This is a genomic window from Sporocytophaga sp. (assembly GCF_017745095.1).
Taxonomy (GTDB): Bacteria; Bacteroidota; Bacteroidia; order Cytophagales; family Cytophagaceae; genus Sporocytophaga.
The window spans coordinates 55229-73477 of record NZ_JAGHZZ010000007.1; the positions used below are offsets into that span (position 1 = coordinate 55229).

Annotated in this window: 21 protein-coding genes; 10 read left to right on the top strand and 11 right to left on the bottom strand. The window is 35.5% G+C overall.

The window, feature by feature from the left end:
* Positions 1-6 precede the first annotated feature (6 nt).
* Positions 7-1671, bottom strand: coding sequence for a SulP family inorganic anion transporter (locus J7604_RS12015; protein ID WP_293896146.1), 1665 nt, complete (start codon positions 1669-1671; stop codon positions 7-9).
* Positions 1664-2572 (bottom strand): YihY/virulence factor BrkB family protein, encoded by a 909-nt coding sequence (locus J7604_RS12020; RefSeq protein ID WP_293896149.1) that lies wholly within the window; start codon positions 2570-2572, stop codon positions 1664-1666. The genes J7604_RS12015 and J7604_RS12020 overlap by 8 nt, the downstream gene beginning before the upstream one ends.
* Before the next feature lie 208 nt (positions 2573-2780).
* On the opposite strand from J7604_RS12020, the gene J7604_RS12025 reads away from it, so the two are divergent.
* On the top strand, positions 2781-3017 hold the full coding sequence (locus tag J7604_RS12025; RefSeq protein ID WP_293896151.1) for a hypothetical protein: 237 nt from the start codon (positions 2781-2783) through the stop codon (positions 3015-3017).
* Positions 3018-3089: 72 nt separating this feature from the next.
* Here J7604_RS12025 and J7604_RS12030 read toward each other — a convergent pair whose 3' ends face one another.
* The 3 genes from J7604_RS12030 to J7604_RS12040 all read right to left on the bottom strand — a co-directional run bounded on the left by J7604_RS12030 (position 3090) and on the right by J7604_RS12040 (position 5482).
* Positions 3090-3941, bottom strand: a complete 852-nt coding sequence (locus J7604_RS12030) for a universal stress protein (RefSeq protein ID WP_293896154.1) — start codon at positions 3939-3941, stop codon at positions 3090-3092.
* 47 nt (positions 3942-3988) lie between these two features.
* The gene (locus J7604_RS12035) at positions 3989-4369 is read right to left on the bottom strand and encodes a hypothetical protein (protein WP_293896157.1); all 381 of its coding nucleotides are present in this window, start codon (positions 4367-4369) and stop codon (positions 3989-3991) included.
* 120 nt (positions 4370-4489) lie between these two features.
* The gene (locus J7604_RS12040; RefSeq protein ID WP_293896160.1) at positions 4490-5482 is read right to left on the bottom strand and encodes a J domain-containing protein; all 993 of its coding nucleotides are present in this window, start codon (positions 5480-5482) and stop codon (positions 4490-4492) included.
* Between the two features lie 231 nt (positions 5483-5713).
* On the opposite strand from J7604_RS12040, the gene J7604_RS12045 reads away from it, so the two are divergent.
* A complete protein-coding gene (locus J7604_RS12045; protein WP_293896163.1) occupies positions 5714-6286 on the top strand; it encodes a hypothetical protein in 573 nt (190 codons plus the stop codon).
* 64 nt (positions 6287-6350) lie between these two features.
* Here J7604_RS12045 and J7604_RS12050 read toward each other — a convergent pair whose 3' ends face one another.
* A complete protein-coding gene (locus J7604_RS12050) occupies positions 6351-7013 on the bottom strand; it encodes an NAD(P)H-binding protein (protein WP_293896166.1) in 663 nt (220 codons plus the stop codon).
* Between the two features lie 137 nt (positions 7014-7150).
* Positions 7151-7690: a hypothetical protein gene (locus J7604_RS12055; protein WP_293896169.1), complete on the bottom strand. Its 540-nt coding sequence runs from the start codon at positions 7688-7690 to the stop codon at positions 7151-7153.
* A gap of 114 nt (positions 7691-7804) precedes the next feature.
* Here J7604_RS12055 and J7604_RS12060 point away from each other — a divergent pair, with 114 nt between their 5' ends.
* The 7 genes from J7604_RS12060 to J7604_RS12090 all read left to right on the top strand — a co-directional run bounded on the left by J7604_RS12060 (position 7805) and on the right by J7604_RS12090 (position 12176).
* Complete coding sequence (locus J7604_RS12060; RefSeq protein ID WP_293896172.1) at positions 7805-8185, top strand: PRC-barrel domain-containing protein; 381 nt, start codon at positions 7805-7807, stop codon at positions 8183-8185.
* A gap of 75 nt (positions 8186-8260) precedes the next feature.
* A complete protein-coding gene (locus tag J7604_RS12065; protein WP_293896175.1) occupies positions 8261-8620 on the top strand; it encodes a DUF3127 domain-containing protein in 360 nt (119 codons plus the stop codon).
* Positions 8621-8629: 9 nt separating this feature from the next.
* A complete protein-coding gene (arfB, locus tag J7604_RS12070) occupies positions 8630-9043 on the top strand; it encodes an alternative ribosome rescue aminoacyl-tRNA hydrolase ArfB (RefSeq protein WP_293896178.1) in 414 nt (137 codons plus the stop codon).
* A gap of 31 nt (positions 9044-9074) precedes the next feature.
* Positions 9075-9785, top strand: a complete 711-nt coding sequence (locus tag J7604_RS12075; protein ID WP_293896181.1) for an FKBP-type peptidyl-prolyl cis-trans isomerase — start codon at positions 9075-9077, stop codon at positions 9783-9785.
* 57 nt (positions 9786-9842) lie between these two features.
* Positions 9843-11075: a DEAD/DEAH box helicase gene (locus tag J7604_RS12080; protein ID WP_293896184.1), complete on the top strand. Its 1233-nt coding sequence runs from the start codon at positions 9843-9845 to the stop codon at positions 11073-11075.
* Complete coding sequence (locus J7604_RS12085) at positions 11072-11560, top strand: TlpA disulfide reductase family protein (protein WP_293896187.1); 489 nt, start codon at positions 11072-11074, stop codon at positions 11558-11560. The genes J7604_RS12080 and J7604_RS12085 overlap by 4 nt, the downstream gene beginning before the upstream one ends.
* Positions 11561-11570: 10 nt before the next feature.
* The gene (locus J7604_RS12090; protein WP_293896190.1) at positions 11571-12176 is read left to right on the top strand and encodes a thioredoxin family protein; all 606 of its coding nucleotides are present in this window, start codon (positions 11571-11573) and stop codon (positions 12174-12176) included.
* Positions 12177-12199: 23 nt separating this feature from the next.
* Here the strand turns inward: J7604_RS12090 and J7604_RS12095 are convergent, their stop codons facing one another.
* Positions 12200-12463, bottom strand: coding sequence for a hypothetical protein (locus J7604_RS12095; protein ID WP_293896193.1), 264 nt, complete (start codon positions 12461-12463; stop codon positions 12200-12202).
* 270 nt (positions 12464-12733) lie between these two features.
* On the opposite strand from J7604_RS12095, the gene J7604_RS12100 reads away from it, so the two are divergent.
* A complete protein-coding gene (locus tag J7604_RS12100; protein ID WP_293896196.1) occupies positions 12734-14161 on the top strand; it encodes a PAS domain-containing sensor histidine kinase in 1428 nt (475 codons plus the stop codon).
* Positions 14162-14167: 6 nt separating this feature from the next.
* On the opposite strand, the gene J7604_RS12105 is transcribed toward J7604_RS12100, so the two are convergent.
* From J7604_RS12105 to J7604_RS12115, 3 genes are all read right to left on the bottom strand, one after another.
* Positions 14168-16858, bottom strand: a complete 2691-nt coding sequence (locus tag J7604_RS12105) for a cation-transporting P-type ATPase (RefSeq protein WP_293896199.1) — start codon at positions 16856-16858, stop codon at positions 14168-14170.
* A gap of 72 nt (positions 16859-16930) precedes the next feature.
* Positions 16931-17323, bottom strand: coding sequence for a hypothetical protein (locus J7604_RS12110; protein WP_293896202.1), 393 nt, complete (start codon positions 17321-17323; stop codon positions 16931-16933).
* Positions 17324-17328: 5 nt separating this feature from the next.
* Complete coding sequence (locus J7604_RS12115) at positions 17329-18183, bottom strand: universal stress protein (protein ID WP_293896205.1); 855 nt, start codon at positions 18181-18183, stop codon at positions 17329-17331.
* Positions 18184-18249 lie beyond the last annotated feature (66 nt).

Below are 18249 nucleotides of genomic sequence, written 5' to 3' on the forward strand. Positions count from 1 at the left end.
TAAAAGTTATTGTTGCTTTTTAATCCAGTCATATCCGTCATTCCGGGCCTGAATCAGGCTTTTTCCGATTTCAGAATCGAACCTATAGATATTCTCCCTTCCTATATCCTCTTCCAGATCTGTCCGGTCAAGCTGCTCATGAACACCTTTATCTACTCCTACTAATTTTAAAATACAATTATGGTCTTTCAGATGTTTCTGATATTTTCTGATCACAGAAATAAATGTACTTCCTACTTCTTTTCTTCCTCTCAAAACTATTATCACTACAGAATTTTTAGCATTGTCGGCTGTTGGCAAAAGATCTTCCAAGACATAAGATCCTGCAAAAAAAAGGCTTCCCGATGGATTGAGCACAATAACCTCATTATTTTTAACTTCTTTAGGAGAAGGTATTTCTTTCAGAAAACCATCTTCGGATAAAACCAAAGAATTTAACCTTACTCTATTAGAAGACCTAACTATCTGCAGGATAAATGTAAGGACTACAGAACCCAGTACTGCAAACTGAACAGGTAAGATGAGGGTTGCGATAAAGGAAAACCCCATCATGCACCTTGCCTGAATACTTGTATCCCATATAGTGGCAATGTCATCCCATTTAAGAGAAGAGAATCCTGAAATAATAAGTATTCCTCCAAGAGTAGCCATTGGTATTTGCTCAATTAATTCACCCATTGTGAATACGCCTATCGCAATGATAATTGCTGATATAAAATTAGCCCATCTTGAATAAGCTCCTGCAGAAATCATTAAAGACGTTTGACCTACTGACCCACATATAGGAATTCCTGTGCATATTCCTGAAGCAACATTTGCAAGTCCCTCTCCTCTAAGATCCTTATTCTCATCAGGGTATTTTCCATCAGGATTTGTTTTCAAATGACTTACTCCTGCCCCTTGAATAAATCCAATCAATGCGATGGCTATAGAAGGAATTATTATGTCAGTGATATTTTCATACTGTGGTAAAACAAAATTTGGCAATTCATTTGGTATTTGATTTTCATGCCCCACGAGCTTGAGAGATGAATTTTTCATCAGATAGCTGAGGAATGATACCGCTATTAAAGAAAAAAACATAGAGAAGTTCTTCAATTTTGTTCTATCAAGAAAAAGTATCAATATAATTGTCAGCCCAGCTACTCCCATTGCAGCCAGGTTAAAATCCTTATAGTGTAAGGCTATATCCAGGGTCTGTAATATTTTATTACTATGCTTACTTCTATAGTAACCAAAGACATCTGCAAACTGACTTAGGACAATAGATATCGCAACTGCACTTAAAAATCCTCTCATGACTGAGTTTGATACAAATCTCATTAGAAAGCCCATTTTAAAGACTCCCATCAGAAACTGGATAATCCCAGCAAGTATCGTTATCAATACTAAAGCAGAAAGTTTATCCTTTTCTTCTAAACCATTCAATGATCCTCTTACAGCAAGAGCCAGGGCACCGGTTGTAGATATAGCCATATATACGGAGCCTGTAGTCCAGGCACCAACAAAGGGACCAATAATTGCTGCATATAATCCATGTACCGGATTTACACCAGCCATAGCTCCGGTAGCCATCCCATCAGGAAGGGCCGCAATCCCTCCAGTAGCTGCTGCTATTATATCCTCAGGGAACTTCAGCCTTTTTCCACTATGCTTCTTCTTCTCACTCATTTTTAGGGTAAAAAGATTTTATATTCTTCAATGTAGTATTCCTTTTATAAAACACATATACCTTAGAAAACTCAGCTGAATACATAAGTACACAATTGCTGTAAAAGAACCAAAGCTGGAATGCCAGTAAGGATGCAGTTATACTGGTATCTGTTTCTTTCCCTACAATTACAATCATAATTTCTCTTCCTATTTCCTGCAGTATCCCTCCAAGAATTCCGGCAGGAAGAGCTTCCCTTATGCTTACAGAATGGGGAGGCATCGATTTGAAGAAAAATGTATAGAGAACAGATATAAAAACTATTTGTATTACAACTTTCAATATTTCAATGCCAAAATCATGATCAAGGGAAATCACCAGCGAATGGCCTAAATAAGGATGGGGCAATATGCCATTTATTATTACAAAGATGGTAACAACAAATAATGAAGACACAGTAGTTTTAACATCATCATAATTTCTTTTAATTGCTTCTATAACACCAAAGCGATCTCGGATATCTCCCCAAATAAGTTCTATAGAATCCTTAAGCTGTGCAAAATAATTAACCGTTCCAAGTATAAACGTTACGATGGTAACACCTGCAAAGGTTGATTTATCAGTAGGTGGAAAACCTTTCTCCCTTGTCAGCAAAAACTTTATTACCTCTATAAAATTGGGAGGGAAAAAATCGGCAATTAATGGAAGAATTACCTCTTTTGTTTTCTGCAGACCAAAAGTCTTTAAAGAAAGGAGATATACAAATGCCACTAAGGGAGCTATTGACAAAGACTGGTAAAAAGCCAAACCAGTAGCAAGATTGGTACCTTTATCTTTAACCCACTCCTTGTAAGCTTCAAAAATCAGTTTTCCCAGAACGGCTAATTTCCTTGCTATTGTAAACAGAATTCTTCGGTACATTGATACCCTCCGTCAGACATGATGCTTCCAACATAAAGAGTTTTTCCTCTTTTTGTTTTTATTCTTCAGAGAAAATAAGGGAGATATTCTTCAGATAAGGGAAAAAACAATTTGAATATTATAAGAATTATATTAAAATTATATCATTACATCAAAGACATACTTTCCCTAAGGCTGTAATCACTTATACAACTTCAGAATAATATTTATGAAAAATATACAGATCGTTACGAAAAGAATCGAATTAAAATTTGACTCAAATGGAGTTGCAATAACTGACGTAGAACCTGTTATAGATGAACTTTCTAAGGAATATAATATTATAGACAATTTCCCTTCTATAACCATCCAGGAAAATTATCTATACGTTACATTCAAAGCATCAAAGAAGAATGCCAATAAATCAAATATCGGATTCAACTTTGGCACTAAAGGAAATATATAAGCTTACCTTTCCTGCTATATTATTTTAGAATATAAATAGGTTTGGTTAGGTTAAAATTTTTCTTTCACTGGTCTATTTGGCTGATACATGCTCTTCAACCTTGTGTACAGCCAGAATAGGCAACTCTGGATTATATATAATTTCTTTTGTCTGACTGCGAGAAAATATTTTCTTGAGAAAACTTCTTTCATGTGTAGCAAGTACCAGAACATCTGCATTCTTCTTTTTAGCATAAGCATTGATACCGGCTTCAACATCATCACCTTCATTCAGATCAAAACTCATGTTCTTGTATGACTGGTTGAAAAGCAATTTATCTAAAGCATATTTTATAAATTCATCTTCTTCATTATAATTATGTTTTTTCTGAATGCTGAAAAAAGAAATCTGTGCATCAAATAACTGAGCCAATTCAACTACGAATGAAATACCATCTGTTTCATTTCCTTTAAGATCTGTAGCATAAACTATTTGTTTAATAGGATGATACTCTACATTGGCCGGCACAACCAATACTGGACAACCGGATTCTTCTGCTACCGTAGCAGTAACTGAACCCATAAAAATTTTCTTCAACCCTTCTGCACCTTCAGTTCCCATTACGATCATGTCAACATTTTCTCTTCTGGCAAAATGAGGTATTTCATCTTCTGGAATTCCATATTTCACAACATAGTCATAAATTACATTGTCACCTTTGGCTAAACCATTGATGATATCCTGCAATCCACGTCTCGCTTCTTCCTCCGCTTCTGTAACAATATCACTTGAAAGATAGCTTGCAGTACCTGGCTCTATAGGAGTAATGTGATATAGATTTATTAGAATAAGCGACCCACCAGTAAGTTTAATCAGTTCATTGGCAAAATTTACTCCTCTGTAAGAAACATCAGAGAAATCTACCGGACAAAGAATTTTTTTCATAACCACTTAGACTTTAATTCCCTCTTTTAATCTCAACAATCAAACCCTTAGATATAGTTTTCCTTTCCGGCATTGAAAAACCGTTGTATCAGATGCAATTGAAAGCCTGCTGTTGTTTCCTGGGAAGGATTTCCGTTCATCAGAATCAAATAACTACCTAGCTCTGAAATTTTATAATCAGCAAGAATAGTATGACCATCATAACTTCTGAATATTTTTTTAAAATTAAGCTCTTCAGGAATATGAAGGGACTGAAGAATCATTTTTGCCCTACACACAGCCTCTTCAAAGTCATCCTCATCATGACCTATAGTTCTCCATAGGTGACTTAAATATTCTGATGGTTCAGGCAAAGAAGCTACCATCCTGTCTAAATTATCTTCCTCTATAAAAGGAGCATAATTATATAATTGAATTTCAAATGCCATAAATTAAATTCAAAATAAGAATCAGCAATTGAAAAACCTTGGTAATCATCATAATCCATCACTTAATTATAAGCTATAATACGTTGATTAACACTGACTTTTCCAAATGCTTTATCCCGGTTAAACTTTAGCATATTCTCTTAAAGAAGCGAGCTCTTTGAATAAAGCTTCCTCTCTTTCCGATAATTTTTTAGGTAGCTGAACAAGTACCTTTGCATACAGGTCTCCATACTTACCGGATTCATTATAAACCGGCATTCCCAGATTTTTCAATCTTAACACTTTACCATTATCTGTCCCTTTAGGAATATCCACCTTTATCATCCCCTTTAGAGTGTTTACTTCTGCTTTTCCACCCAATATTAAGGTGTACAAATCCACTGGAACATCAACATAAATATTATCTCCTATACGCTCATATTTATAGTGTTTTACTACTCGTATAGTAATGTATAAATCACCTGGTCTGCCTCCACCTGCGCCCGGGCCACCTTTTTCTTTGAGCTTTATAACTTGTTCATCAGCAATTCCAGGCTTCAGTTTTATTCTTAAAGGTTGACTGTTAACGTTTACAATTCTTTCTGTACCTCTGTAAGCTTCTTCCAAAGTTATTTCAAGTTCTGCCTGAAAATCGTTCCCTTTGTAAGGTCGGCCTCCAGTAGAATATCCTCCTTTATTTTTTCCAGAACGACTGAATATTGTTTCAAAGAAATCAGCAAAACTCTCTGCATCAAAACCTCCAGAACTGCTATACTCATAAGAGCTACCTCCACCAAAAGGATTGTAAGTACCTCCCCCTCCTTGGTTTTTCATTTGCTCATAATACTTCCAGTTGTCTCCCATCTCATCGTATTGCTTCCTTTTTTCAGGGTCGCTAAGAACACTATTGGCTTCATTAGCTTCTTTGAACTTAGTTTCAGCCTCCTTATCTCCCGGATTTTTATCGGGATGATATTTCACCGCCAGCTTTTTAAAGGCTTTCTTAATCTCATTCTGCGAAGCAGTTTTGGAGACACCAAGTATTTTATAATAATCTTTATACTCCATACGATATGTTCCTAAAAGATAAACAAGTGTTGTATAAAGCTTGTTCTTATAGAGTGGAAAGCGCAATACTTAAAGCGAGAAGTTGAAAGTTAAAAATTGAAAGATCAAAGTTAATGAGCTCAAACAGGGTGAGTTAAAAATAGAAATTGAGGAATAGTTTTTTTTTGTAACTTAAATAACAATAAGATTGATTAAGGAAAAGTTAACTAAGGAACTAAGTACTAATTGATAGATATAAAAGATGAACTAAAATAGGCGAAAGTATCAGCATATTTTAATTCAACAATTATTTTACTAATGAAGATTTCCAAACGATTATTTCTTTCAACTTTAATATTATTGACTATCCTACTCTTATTTCGAGGGTGGTTTTATAGAAGCCTTGTCACATATAAATCAATCGGACAAAGACATTCTTATTTACCCAGGGACAAAAACCTTATCTCCTATATCGAAACTAATGTAGAAGAAAATAAAAAAGTAGACATTAAGGATATAATAGAAATTGGACTTTCAGCTACAGCTAAGCGTTTAAATTATTCAGTTGACCCAAAGACGAATGATCCCAATAGCCTTATATATACAAAGACTGCTCATTGTGTAGGTTATGCAACCTTCTTTGCTACAACCTGTAACTACCTTTTAAAAAAGTATAATCTGGATAAAAATTGGGAGGCCAAACCTCAAATTGCTCAACTTTATATATTTAGAACAAATATTCATCAATTTTTCAATTCACCTTTTTTTAAAGACCATGACATAGTAATAATAGAGAATCAAAGGACAGGTGAAACATTTGCAGTTGACCCAACATTGAATGACTATTTATATATTGATACTATCACCTTCGAGAAAGCAACTAAGAGATAAGATGCAATAATCTCTAACTTTCAACTTTAGTAGCTTTTAACTTTCAGCTTTGTGCCTTACGCTTTCAGCTCAATAAATCCACAATCTCGTCTGACTCAAATATATGTTTATCCTCAACTTCATTAGCAATATAAACCATAGCTTCAGCCACCGAAAGAGCTTCTATAGCTCTGTACTTTTTCATTTTACCAAAGAATAAAGGACCAACCAGTTTCATTAAAAACTTTCCTGCCTGTTCTCCCGGGCGCGATTCACTTCTGTTTCCGAGAAGAAATGACGGGCGTAAAAAATAAACTTTGTCTTTTAAAATTCCTGTGAGAGCTTCTTCCATTTCTCCTTTAGTCTTGAGATAAAAATTGGAGGTATGAGAAGTTGCTCCTATAGAAGAAATAACTATCATTTTTGAAATACTCTGTGCAAAGGCCACCTCAGCTATAAGCTTTGGAAATCCAAGATCTACTTTTCTGAAAGCTTCTTTTGTTCTCGCTTTTTTAATAGTAGTACCTAGACAGCAATAGATATGGTCTCCAGTCATTTCTGTTTCCAACAAGGACTTGTTACTTAACTCAGTGATTATCTCCTTTACTTTTCCCCCAGCAAAGCCAGAAGAATGTCTTCCGAAAATTTTTATTTCATCATAGCGATCATCCTTGTTTAAGACTTTAACTAGCTCAGTGCCCACTAATCCTGTAGCGCCAAATACCAATGCTGTTTTACCTTTCTGCATATCTTTAAATCCTTTTCAAGTATTCTACTGAATCCTTATTGATAACAATTTTGCATAAAAATAAAAAATAAAAGGTGTTAAACAGACAATTGTCTTTTTTAACACCCTATAAATTCGAATTAAACTTTTATACCTTTTTACTCAAGGATTTCTTCAATGGACTCCATCTTCTCGTCAGTATATTTACCGCTCAAAGAAAGAACAATATTACCTTCCGGATCCAGAACAAAAAAATAAGGAACGTCTTTATCCTTCAATTGCAGAGGATCTTTATAATTATCTATATCTCCTTTATAAAAAACAACATGTTGATGGAGTCTTTTATCCAATGATTCTTTTGTCTTTTTCATAGCTGTCGCAGCAGCAGCTTTGTTTAACCCGGTGAACATTGGTACAAAATACATATTCACATCATATTCAGGAATCAAAACATTTGCTTTTTTGGTCCCAGGGCGAAAAGTATTCATCATAGGATCCATCCAACTTGTAAGATCCTCTTCTGCTTTTTTTGAAAATGCAATACCAACCAATGTATACTTACCTTTGCTGCTTACAGGTAAGGTCACAGTTTTTCCATCTACAGTTACACCAGAGAGTTCTGGAAATGCTTTATTTTTCTGAGCGAAAGAACAAACAGCGAAACATATCGCTAATAATGTCAACAAAGGCCTATTCATATTTTTACTTTTTGTATCAAATTTAGAATTTTTTGGACAAGAATAACAAAAGAACGATCATATGTTCTAAGATGTTGAACTTTAAAGGTGGTATTTATTAAAAGTTTTAAGATTATGATTCGAGGAGGAGAAGGTTCAAGATTAGTTCCCGCCGGGGATTTAATAGGGACCAAAGTAAAAAATTTTGAGAATGAAGACCTTGGCCGCATCAAAGATGTAATTATTGATATGGAATATGGAGCGGCTTCTTATGCAATACTGACACACGGAGGTTTCCTAGGAATGGGCGAAAAACTGTATGCAGTCCCTTTTCAGGCTCTTGATTTGAACCCAGAAAGAGATTCTTTGACGCTTGATGTATCCATGCAAAGATTGCATGATGCTCCCGGATTCGTTACCGAAAATTGGCCAGAAACACCTAGTTATGAATACCTTACCGATGTCTATAACTATTTCGGTTATGAACTTTACTGGCTGGAACCCAGAGAAAAATAAAAATTTGTGAATAACCGGAGAACTAAGTTTTCCGGTTTTTTCCATTATTAATGTATCTTTGGCAAAATTTTAATTATGGCGTTAGAATTAACAGGAAAAGTTGTTAAAATCCTTCCAGAACAAACCGGTTCTGGGAAAAACGGAAATTGGGTAAAACAAGAATTTGTAATTGAAACTACCAACGAGCAATATCCAAAGAAGGTTTGCTGCTCCGCTTGGGGTGACAAAGCAGGGATTGTAAAAAACCTTAAATCCGGAGATGAAGTGAAAGTGGGCATCAACATTGAATCCAGAGAATACAATGAGCGTTGGTATACAGATGTAAGGGCCTGGAAAATAGACACTGTAGGTGGTGGTCAATCTTCAGATGAGCCATCAGGAGGTTATGCATTCGGTGCAGATTCAGGAGAATCCACAGATGACCTTCCTTTCTAAAATGATAAAATGATTACGGAAAAAATCAGTAACCTGCTTCGTGAAGTTACCTTTCAGGCTAGCAGAAGCAGCGGACCAGGAGGTCAAAACGTCAATAAAGTCAACTCCAAAATCGAATTGATTTTTTCCGTAACCCATTCATCGAATTTTACAGAGGAAGAAAAACAGCTACTTTTTAGAAAGCTTGGACACAAAATTAATTCCGAAGGAGAGCTTAGAGTGGTTGCACAGACAGAGAGAACTCAGACAGGAAACAAAAGACTGGCTGAAGCAAAATTTATTCAACTGATTGAAAATGCTTTAAAGAAGCCCAAGAAGCGGATAAACACCAAGCCTACTCTTTCCTCCGTTGCTGACCGAAAAAATCTGAAGAAAAAACTTTCCGAAAAGAAATCACTCCGGAGAACAAAATTCTTTGATTAAGCTTAAATATTAACTTTTTAAACCATTAAAAATGAAACTAGTCAATGTATTTGCTGCGGCAGGATTGGGAATATTAGCCTTGTCAACTCCCTCTTTGGCGCAGAAAAAATCTAAAAAAGGAATGGAACAACAAACTTTTGCATTAAAAACCAAAATCGACACTGTTAGCTATGCTCTTGGTGCCAATATTGCAGAAAACCTTAAACAACAAGGTTTTGAAAATCTAAACGTAGATGCTTTTGCTCAGGCATTCAAAGATGTAGCTGCAAAAAAACAGCCTCTTGTAACTTCAGAGCAGGCAAGAACTATTTTGAATGAATATTTTGCTCAACTTCAGCAAGAAAAAGCAAATAAAAACTTAGTTGAAGGACAAAAATTCCTTGAAGAAAACAAGAAAAAACCAGGCGTGGTAACTTTACCAAGCGGTTTACAATATCAGGTAATCAAAGAAGGTGATGGACCAACACCTAAAGCTACTGATAAAGTTACAACTCACTATCACGGTACTTTAATAGATGGAACAGTGTTTGATAGCTCAGTAGAAAGAGGTCAGCCTGCGACTTTCCCTGTAAATGGCGTAATTCAAGGTTGGGTAGAAGCTCTTCAACTTATGAAAGTAGGTTCAAAATGGAGACTGTTTGTACCTTCTAATCTGGCTTATGGAGAAAGAGGTGCGGGAGAATCTATCGGACCAAACACCACGCTGATTTTTGAAGTAGAATTAATTTCTATAAGTCAATAAAAATTAAATCCCTGCATCCAGCAGGGATTTTTATTTTAAACTTAACTCATCATTATCTTGACATTTGAAGAACTTAACCTGGATGACGCAGTTCAACAGGCTCTTAAAGACATTGGATTTAAAACCCCCTCTCCGGTTCAGGAACTAGCCATCCCTGCCATCCTGGACAATAAAGACGTTATTGCCTGTGCCCAGACAGGAACCGGAAAAACAGCAGCTTACCTGCTTCCGATAATTCATAGAAACCATCTCAATCCTCACCCCGGAATAGATACGTTGATTCTGGCACCAACAAGGGAACTTGCGGTACAGATAGACCAGCAGGTTGACGGATTTAGCTTCTACACATCAGTAAGTAGCATTGCCGTGTATGGAGGTAATGATGGAAGTGTTTGGGAACAACAAAAAAATGCCCTGAAACAAGGTTCACCCATAGTGATCGCTACTCCTGGAAGACTTATAGCCCACCTTACATCTGCTCAGATTTCATTTGGAGATCTGAAACATCTGATTCTTGATGAAGCGGACCGTATGCTGGAAATGGGTTTTTATGATGATATCGTTAAGATCATCAATTACCTTCCAAGGCAAAGACAGAACATACTTTTTTCAGCGACTATGCCTTCAAAGATCAGACAGCTGGCAGATAAAATATTATTCAGACCTGTTCAGATCAATATAGCAATTTCCAAACCGGCTGAGGGGATTGATCAAAGAGCTTATATGACTTATGATGGTCAAAAGCTTCCATTGATAAAAGAACTATTACAAGGAAAGGAAGAAGAACTTCCATCTATTGTTATATTCTGCTCTACCAAACAAAATGTAAAAGTACTCGAGAAAGAACTTAAGAAACTTAATTTCTCTGTAAAAGGATTTCACTCCGACCTTGAGCAATCTGAACGTGAGCAGATCATGAACCTTTTCAGAAACAGGGAGGTGCAGATTCTGGTAGCTACAGATATTCTTTCAAGAGGTATAGATATAGAAAATATCAACCTTGTTGTGAACTACGACGTGCCTCATGATGCAGAAGATTATGTACACCGGATAGGCAGAACAGCAAGAGCATCAAGCACAGGTATCGCTATGACTTTCATCAATGAAAAAGAGATGAGAAAATTCAACAGAATAGAACAACTCATTGAGAAAGAAATACCCAAATTACCCCTTCCGGATTTTTTGGGTGAAGGTCCGGCATATGATGTAAAAGCTAAGCCACAACCATCACCAGGGAAAAAGAAAAGGTTCTTTAAAAAGAAAAAAACCAATAATAATAACAAATCATGAGACAGCTCATTGTATTTACATTAGCAATCCTAGTTTCAACTACATTTAAAGTATACAGTCAAGAGATTCGGATTGTTAACTACGATCAATTGGATAAATTGGTAAGCAGTACAAAAGACTCTGTAGTGGTAGTTAATTTTTGGGCTACAACATGTAAACCTTGTCTTGAAGAACTTCCTTATTTTGCAGAAGCCGGTAAAGTGAATAAAAACGAACCTGTTAAATTCCTTTTTGTATCAATGGATTTTACCTCTAAAAAAGAAAAGGCTGCAGAAGTATTTAGTAAATATAATCTACCGGGAAAGTGTGTATTACTAAGTGAGAATCCCAATAATTGGATCAATAAGTTCAATCCACAATGGGGAGGTGATATTCCATATACCTTTCTGCAGGATAAAAAAGGAAATCGTACCCATTACCCAAAAACCTTTGCAACTTCTGAAGAACTTATTAATTTGATCAAAAAAGAATTAATCAAACAATAAACTTATAGTTATGAAACACCTTTTAGCGATCTTGTTTTTGTTCATCGTTTCAATTTCCATAGCTCAGACCACAGGATACAAACCTGGTGATAAGGCAATCGATTTTTCATTAAAAAATATTGATGGAAAAAATGTATCACTTAAAAATTATAATGATGCCAAAGGCTATATTGTTGTATTCACTTGCAACCATTGTCCTTATGCAAAAGCATACGAAAGCAGAATAGAAGAGCTAAATCAAAAATATGCATCAAAAGGATATCCTGTAATAGCTATCAATCCTAATGATCCTGTTGCATATCCGGAAGACTCATATGAAAACATGCAGAAGAATGCTGCAGAAAAACATTTTACATTTCCATATCTTCTTGATGAAACTCAGAATGTTGCTAAAACATATGGAGCCCTTAAAACACCACACGTCTATATTTTAAAAAAAGTCAACAATGAGCTAATCGTTAAGTATGTAGGTGCTATTGATGATAATACGGAAAGCGCAAAAGATGTAAAGAAGAAATATGCTGAAAATGCCCTTAATGAATTACTTCAGGACAAAACAGTTAAAGAACCAGAAACAAAGGCTATAGGTTGTGGAATTAAATGGAAAAAAAATTAATTCATTATAAAAAAAGAACCTCGTTAAATACGGGGTTCTTTTTTATAAGCTGATCTATATCGTTTTTTGTTTCTTTCCGGAAGCCTAATTATCTGGCCTGTTTCAGTAACTGCATACTTATTGGGAGGTGTAAGCATAAAATCTTCCTGTATTTCTTCCGCCCTTATTTTTTCCAGTCTCTTTTCAGGTTGTTCTTCTGTTGTTCTGAAATTCACTTTCTCACGTTGACTAAAAAGTCCCAACAGCTTTGCAGACCAATCATGAAATATTTGTTTCCACCCTTTCATCCATACTCTCTTTAATATAAAACAAAGATTATTTCTATGGGGTTTCTTATTAAACTCAAATAATCATCAGTCGCTGTAAAACCGTTTAATCATATAATTACTACTTTACTAAAAATTCTAATAAATTGATTAACAGTGATATTTTTTAAAACAATTAATCCCGATTAAACTTTTCTATAAAAGTACTTTTAGTGATAGTTTTTATTCAATTAATCATAGTATCCTTTCTTATATTAGCGATATACTACATTAACCTTTACTAATATTATTGTGGCAGATTACTTACTGGATGACTTCTTTTACCTGTCGGATGAATGTATGTGCATCACAAGTGGCGATGGATACTTCAAAAAAGTAAATCCCGCATTTGCAAAAATGCTGGGTTATAACGAAGAAGAAATATGTACAATGCATTTTTCCTGCTTCATTTATCCAGAAGACCTAAAAATTACTTCTAAAATCTATAAAAGTTTTGGACAAGAGGCTTTTCCGCAGGACCCTCTGGAGATTAGATATCTGGCTAAGAATGGAGATGTTAAATGGATAAAATGGAACAAAGTAATAAAAGTTAATGACAATACAGTTTATGGAATAGGCAGGGATATTACAGAAACTAAAAGATTTGAATCTGAAATAGAGGATAACAGGAACAAACTTTACGAGATCATTGAGTTAGTTCCCCATCCTATTTTCTTAAAAGACAATCAAGGCAGGTACATACTCGTAAACAAAGCCCAAGCCGAACTCTTCTGCACAACCATCCACAACCTACTTGGCAAAGATGACAGCCATTTTATTAAGGATGACAATGAATTGAGAGGTATTCAGGAAAGTGATATTAAAGTAACCTTACTTAAAGAAATAGTAACGCTCCCTGAACAGAATATTACCCACCTTGACGGTACCAACAGAATTCTTCACACAACTAAGGTTCCCTTTATCAGTAATTTTGATAAGGAAGTAAACATACTCGGTGTCTCTATTGATTTAACAGAAGTAAAAAATGCGGAACAAGAGCTTAGAAAAATCAACTTCGAGCTGGATAGTTTTGTATACAGAGCTTCGCATGACCTAAGGGCTCCGCTATGCAGTATCACAGGATTATTAAATTTAATCAAAAAAGAAAAAGATCCTATGATTATCAATGAATGTATTGAACAAGCCAAAAGCAGCGTCAAAAGGCTGGACTCCTTCATTGCAGACCTCACAAATTTTTCAAGAAACAACCGACTAAGAATCATCTCTTCAAAAATCAATTTTACAGATATAGTAAATGAATGTCTGGAAAGCCTGAAGTTTATGGATAATGCTGAAAGGATTAATATCGAATTGAGCACCGAAGAATACTACGAATTCTATAACGATGAAAACAGATTGAAAATCATCTTCATGAACCTGATATCCAATGCCATCAAATACCATACACTCGAGCAACCTAACCCTTTTCTAAAAATCCGAATATTTACCTCTGAAACAGGGGCAAATATTGAAATAGAAGATAATGGTTCGGGAATTGAGGCGTTCTATCATCAGAAAATTTTTGAGATGTTTTTCAGGGCTTCAGAAAAATCCTTTGGCAGTGGGCTTGGTTTGTATATAGTAAAACAAGTTGTAGATAGACTCAATGGCAAAATATCATTAAAATCGGAAGTAAACTACGGAACAACATTCAGCATTAGCTTACCTAATCAGGATTGATAAATTTTAATCGATTATCCTTAAAAGCCTTTTTAGGAGTTGAATTAAAACTACAGGCATTAAGCTAATCAGAATAATCCCTCCCCATATCTCAATTGAGAGCGGCTTCACTTGCAATATTCTTTGAACTGCAGGAAGTATGCCGGTAATTGCCAGCATTGAACTACAAAAGGCAAGCGCCATCCATACAAATTTATTTCTGGTTATTTCATTTATAAAGAATGAGCTCTTCGCAGATGACAGATTAAAAACATGCCAGAGTTGAGAAAAAGCCAGTGAATAAAACACCATATCCTGAATAATTGCAGGTTCATTCGCATAATGTTTTTCAAAAAACAATACTCCGCAGAGTATAGAACCTGAAATGCATATGCAATAAGCTACAAGGGATTTCCAGTCGTTACTGTTAAGCATTGGAGCTTCAGGATTTCTTGGAGGAAGTTTCATCACAAGTCTATCCCCCTGCCCAAGACCCAAAGCCAAAGCGGGAAATACATCTGTAATTATATTAAGGAACAAGATCTGAAGGGGCAACAATACAATCCTTGGATCTATAAATCCAGAAGCTACCACCAGAACTATTTCACTAAGATTACAGGATAAAAGGAAGATTATAAACTCTCTTATATTCTGAAATATAACTCTTCCCTGAAAAATAGCTTCAACGATAGAAACAAATGAATCATCCTTTAAAACTACATCAGCCGTATCTTTGGCAACCTGTGTACCTCTTGTTCCCATTGCAATTCCAATATCAGCCTTTTTTAATGCAGGTGTATCATTGATACCATCGCCGGTCATGGCCACAATATTTCCCTCACTCTGATAAAGGCTTACGAGATCAAATTTCTGAGCAGGAGTTACTCTGGCAAAAACCCTTGTATTCATTACACGCTCTTTGTCGCGGCCATAAATATCAAGCTCTTGAAGTTGAGCACCTGTCATAAGTGAGTTTGCCTCTTCCTCATCCTCTACGATGCCAATCTTCTTAGCGATAGTAAAACCTGTTTTAGGATGATCACCTGTAACCATAATCACTTTTACTCCTGCAGTCTTACAACTTTCCATTGCAAAACCTATATCATGCCTCGGTGGATCCAGAAAACCAACCAAGCCGATAAAAGTAAGATCTTTAAGATACTCTTGCTCCTCCTCTGCCTGATGTTTTATTGCAAAAGCAAGTACCCTTAACCCCATCGACGAAATCCTTTCAGCCTCATTATGCAAATGCTTTATAAATGAAGAATCAATAGGCAATACTTCAGAATCTTTGCGATATTTCCTGCACTTAGAAAGAATTGCTTCAACAGAACCTTTGGATGTTACAATAAAGCCATCCCGAGATTTCACCATTACAGCCATCATCTTTGTATCCGAGCTAAATGGTTTTTCATTAACTCTGAAATATTCTCCTTTAATTTCATTCGTATCAATTCCACCGGAATATGCCAATTTTAGTAAAGCAATTTCTAAAGGGTCTCCAATAGCTTTACCGGTAGACAAGTTAAGACTGGCATTATTACACAGTGCTGCGGTTAAATACAACTCATGCAATGTATTTTCAACATCTGCGACTTCTCCATTGGAAAAAAGATTTTTACGTTTATCAAAATCACTTTTCAATTCAAATGTCTTATGAGGGAAAGCAATTAGGTTTACCTCCATCACATTTTCAGTAAGCGTACCTGTCTTGTCGGTGAAGATGATGTTTGTTCCCCCTAGTGTTTCAACTGAATAAAGCTTTTTTATTATTGCATTTCTTTTTGCCAGTCTAAGCATCCCATAGGCAAGAGCAATTGTAGAAACAATTGGAAGTCCTTCAGGAATAGCCGCAACTGCAAGTGCAATAGCAGTTTCCACGATGGTATAAAATTCCTGCTTTCTCAAAAGACCTGCAACGATAAAAATACAAGCCATAGCTGCAGTAATCCAGATAAGAGTTTTAGTTAGTTTTTCAAGTTTCGCATCAAGTGGAGTAGATACATTTTCTGTACTCTGCGTCATTGTTGAAATTTTGCCAAGCTCAGTATGTAAGCCAGTTGCAGTCACCAAAAAGTAACCATTCCCTTTTATAACAGACGTTCCTTTATAGACCATGTTAGTTCTGTCAGCCAGAGGAGTTGGTTCAGGAAGAGGTTCGCATATCTTATCAACAGGAAGGGATTCACCGGTAAGTGGAGATTCGTTTATCTCCAAATTGTTAAGATTTACAAGCCTTCCATCAGCAGGAACCATGTCTCCTGCTTTAATATAAACAAGATCACCAATTGCAAGTAAAGCCGAATTGATTTCAGATAATTCCGAACCTCTGACAACCTTAGCAAGAGAAATTTCAAGACTTCTCAATCCTTCCATTGATTTTCTAGCCTGCAATTCAATAAAAAAACCAATAAGGGCATTAATCAAAATTACGCCTCCAATGGCTATTGAATTTGTGACATCATGAAAAAAAAGAGAAATGATTGCTGCCCCGGCAAGAAGATAAGTAATCGCATTCTGAAACTGTTCCAGTAAAATCTTTAAGATCGATTTTTCTTTTACATCTGCAAGCTTGTTCGGACCATATTGAACAATTCTGCTTTCAGCTTCATCAGCATTTAATCCTTTCTTAGGATCAGACAATAAAAAATCCATAACCTTTTCTCCAGAAAGGGCATGGAATAAAAGTTCGAATGAAAATCCTGATTTGTCAAGCACAAGAAAATATATACAAACCTAAGTTAAAATCAAAAACCTAAGTATTGTAAACCTTAAAAAAGCTCATATGTTTTACATATATTTTTCAAGGAAAGCTCTGAAATCTGCTTTAAGGTCATCAAATATTTCATTAAAGCTATCCATTCTCTCTTCAAGATTATAATGTTCATTTGCTGTTCTTTCATCAACTGCATTGCTGAAATCCTTTTCATAATCAGCCATTACTCTTCCCATCCTATTGATATCATGTTTTAATTTTATAATTTCATCATGTTGTATAAAGAACTTGTTTTGAAATTGTTCTATCTGAATTTTAACATCGATATCACTATAGTCTGAAGCAATCTCTTCAAGGTGTTCTTGAAAAATTTTCAATTCATCATTGCAAAACTCCAGCTTATTCAACCATAACCTTTCGTCAAAATGAAGCCAGGAGATCAATCTTCTTTTTTCGTCCGCTATCATATCATTTAACTTTTATAATTTTTTTCATTCAATAAAAACATAGGAACCTCTATTCTATATAAGCTTTTATCAATCATACTTTTGTAAAAAAGCCTTCTAAAGAAAGAACTGCTGTGTTTCATTAATGCAATCATATCAACATCTTCATCAGAAAGAAAAGTCTCTATAGCCTCATATCGATCGTCCGATACAAGCATTTCAAATTTTATCTTTCCGAATTCGTCAGTAGCCTTTACCTTTTTTCTCAACCTTTCAAACAGAACGGCATCAAGAGGCAGACTGATAGAGTCTGCGATATGCAGCACTGTTACTTTGGCATTAAAAATCTTTGCAAAATTCACAACCTCATCAATTGCTAAGTGGTCATAATCTCGTAGTCCACATGCAAATACAATATGCTGAAATCCCTGAAACGTAGCTTCTGCAGGTACTGCCAAAACAGGGCATGACACTTGATCGAGTGTGGAAATTGTTGTACTACCAACCCATTTTGAAGTAATAGAGTTATCATAGGCTCCCATTACCACCAATTCAACATTTTCTCTTTTGGCAACTTCTGCTATTTCATTCACAGCTATTCCTGAAGAAAATTTATAATCACATCCTACTCTACTTCCATCCAGATATTTTTCTGAACTTACAATATCACAGGATTGACGTAATTTTTCCTTTGCTGAATACTCCTGATCTTCCAGTATCTCCTCCATCATAAATGTCGGAATGGTAGGCTCGAGAACAGGAAAGGGGGCAGAATTGAATATAAGAACCTCTGATACTGATTTCGCAGCTATGCCTTTAGCAAAATTTAATGCATTATTTGAACTGTCTGAAAAGTCCGAAGCTAGTAGTAACTTATCCATATCTCCTACCTTTATTTGATAACATCAAAAGACAGGAGATTAATTCGAATGATTGTAAATGAGAAT

Coding starts and splice junctions, on each gene's coding strand:
- J7604_RS12025 (WP_293896151.1), top strand. CDS start 2,781: ATGAAAAATATACAGATCGTTACGAAAAGAATCGAATTAAAATTTGAC.
- J7604_RS12035 (WP_293896157.1), bottom strand. CDS start 4,369: ATGGCATTTGAAATTCAATTATATAATTATGCTCCTTTTATAGAGGAA.
- J7604_RS12050 (WP_293896166.1), bottom strand. CDS start 7,013: ATGCAGAAAGGTAAAACAGCATTGGTATTTGGCGCTACAGGATTAGTG.
- J7604_RS12055 (WP_293896169.1), bottom strand. CDS start 7,690: ATGAATAGGCCTTTGTTGACATTATTAGCGATATGTTTCGCTGTTTGT.
- J7604_RS12060 (WP_293896172.1), top strand. CDS start 7,805: ATGATTCGAGGAGGAGAAGGTTCAAGATTAGTTCCCGCCGGGGATTTA.
- J7604_RS12110 (WP_293896202.1), bottom strand. CDS start 17,323: ATGATAGCGGACGAAAAAAGAAGATTGATCTCCTGGCTTCATTTTGAC.
- J7604_RS12085 (WP_293896187.1), top strand. CDS start 11,072: ATGAGACAGCTCATTGTATTTACATTAGCAATCCTAGTTTCAACTACA.
- J7604_RS12065 (WP_293896175.1), top strand. CDS start 8,261: ATGGCGTTAGAATTAACAGGAAAAGTTGTTAAAATCCTTCCAGAACAA.
- J7604_RS12015 (WP_293896146.1), bottom strand. CDS start 1,671: ATGAGTGAGAAGAAGAAGCATAGTGGAAAAAGGCTGAAGTTCCCTGAG.
- J7604_RS12115 (WP_293896205.1), bottom strand. CDS start 18,183: ATGGATAAGTTACTACTAGCTTCGGACTTTTCAGACAGTTCAAATAAT.
- J7604_RS12020 (WP_293896149.1), bottom strand. CDS start 2,572: ATGTACCGAAGAATTCTGTTTACAATAGCAAGGAAATTAGCCGTTCTG.
- J7604_RS12095 (WP_293896193.1), bottom strand. CDS start 12,463: ATGAAAGGGTGGAAACAAATATTTCATGATTGGTCTGCAAAGCTGTTG.
- arfB (WP_293896178.1), top strand. CDS start 8,630: ATGATTACGGAAAAAATCAGTAACCTGCTTCGTGAAGTTACCTTTCAG.
- J7604_RS12075 (WP_293896181.1), top strand. CDS start 9,075: ATGAAACTAGTCAATGTATTTGCTGCGGCAGGATTGGGAATATTAGCC.
- J7604_RS12090 (WP_293896190.1), top strand. CDS start 11,571: ATGAAACACCTTTTAGCGATCTTGTTTTTGTTCATCGTTTCAATTTCC.
- J7604_RS12045 (WP_293896163.1), top strand. CDS start 5,714: ATGAAGATTTCCAAACGATTATTTCTTTCAACTTTAATATTATTGACT.
- J7604_RS12030 (WP_293896154.1), bottom strand. CDS start 3,941: ATGAAAAAAATTCTTTGTCCGGTAGATTTCTCTGATGTTTCTTACAGA.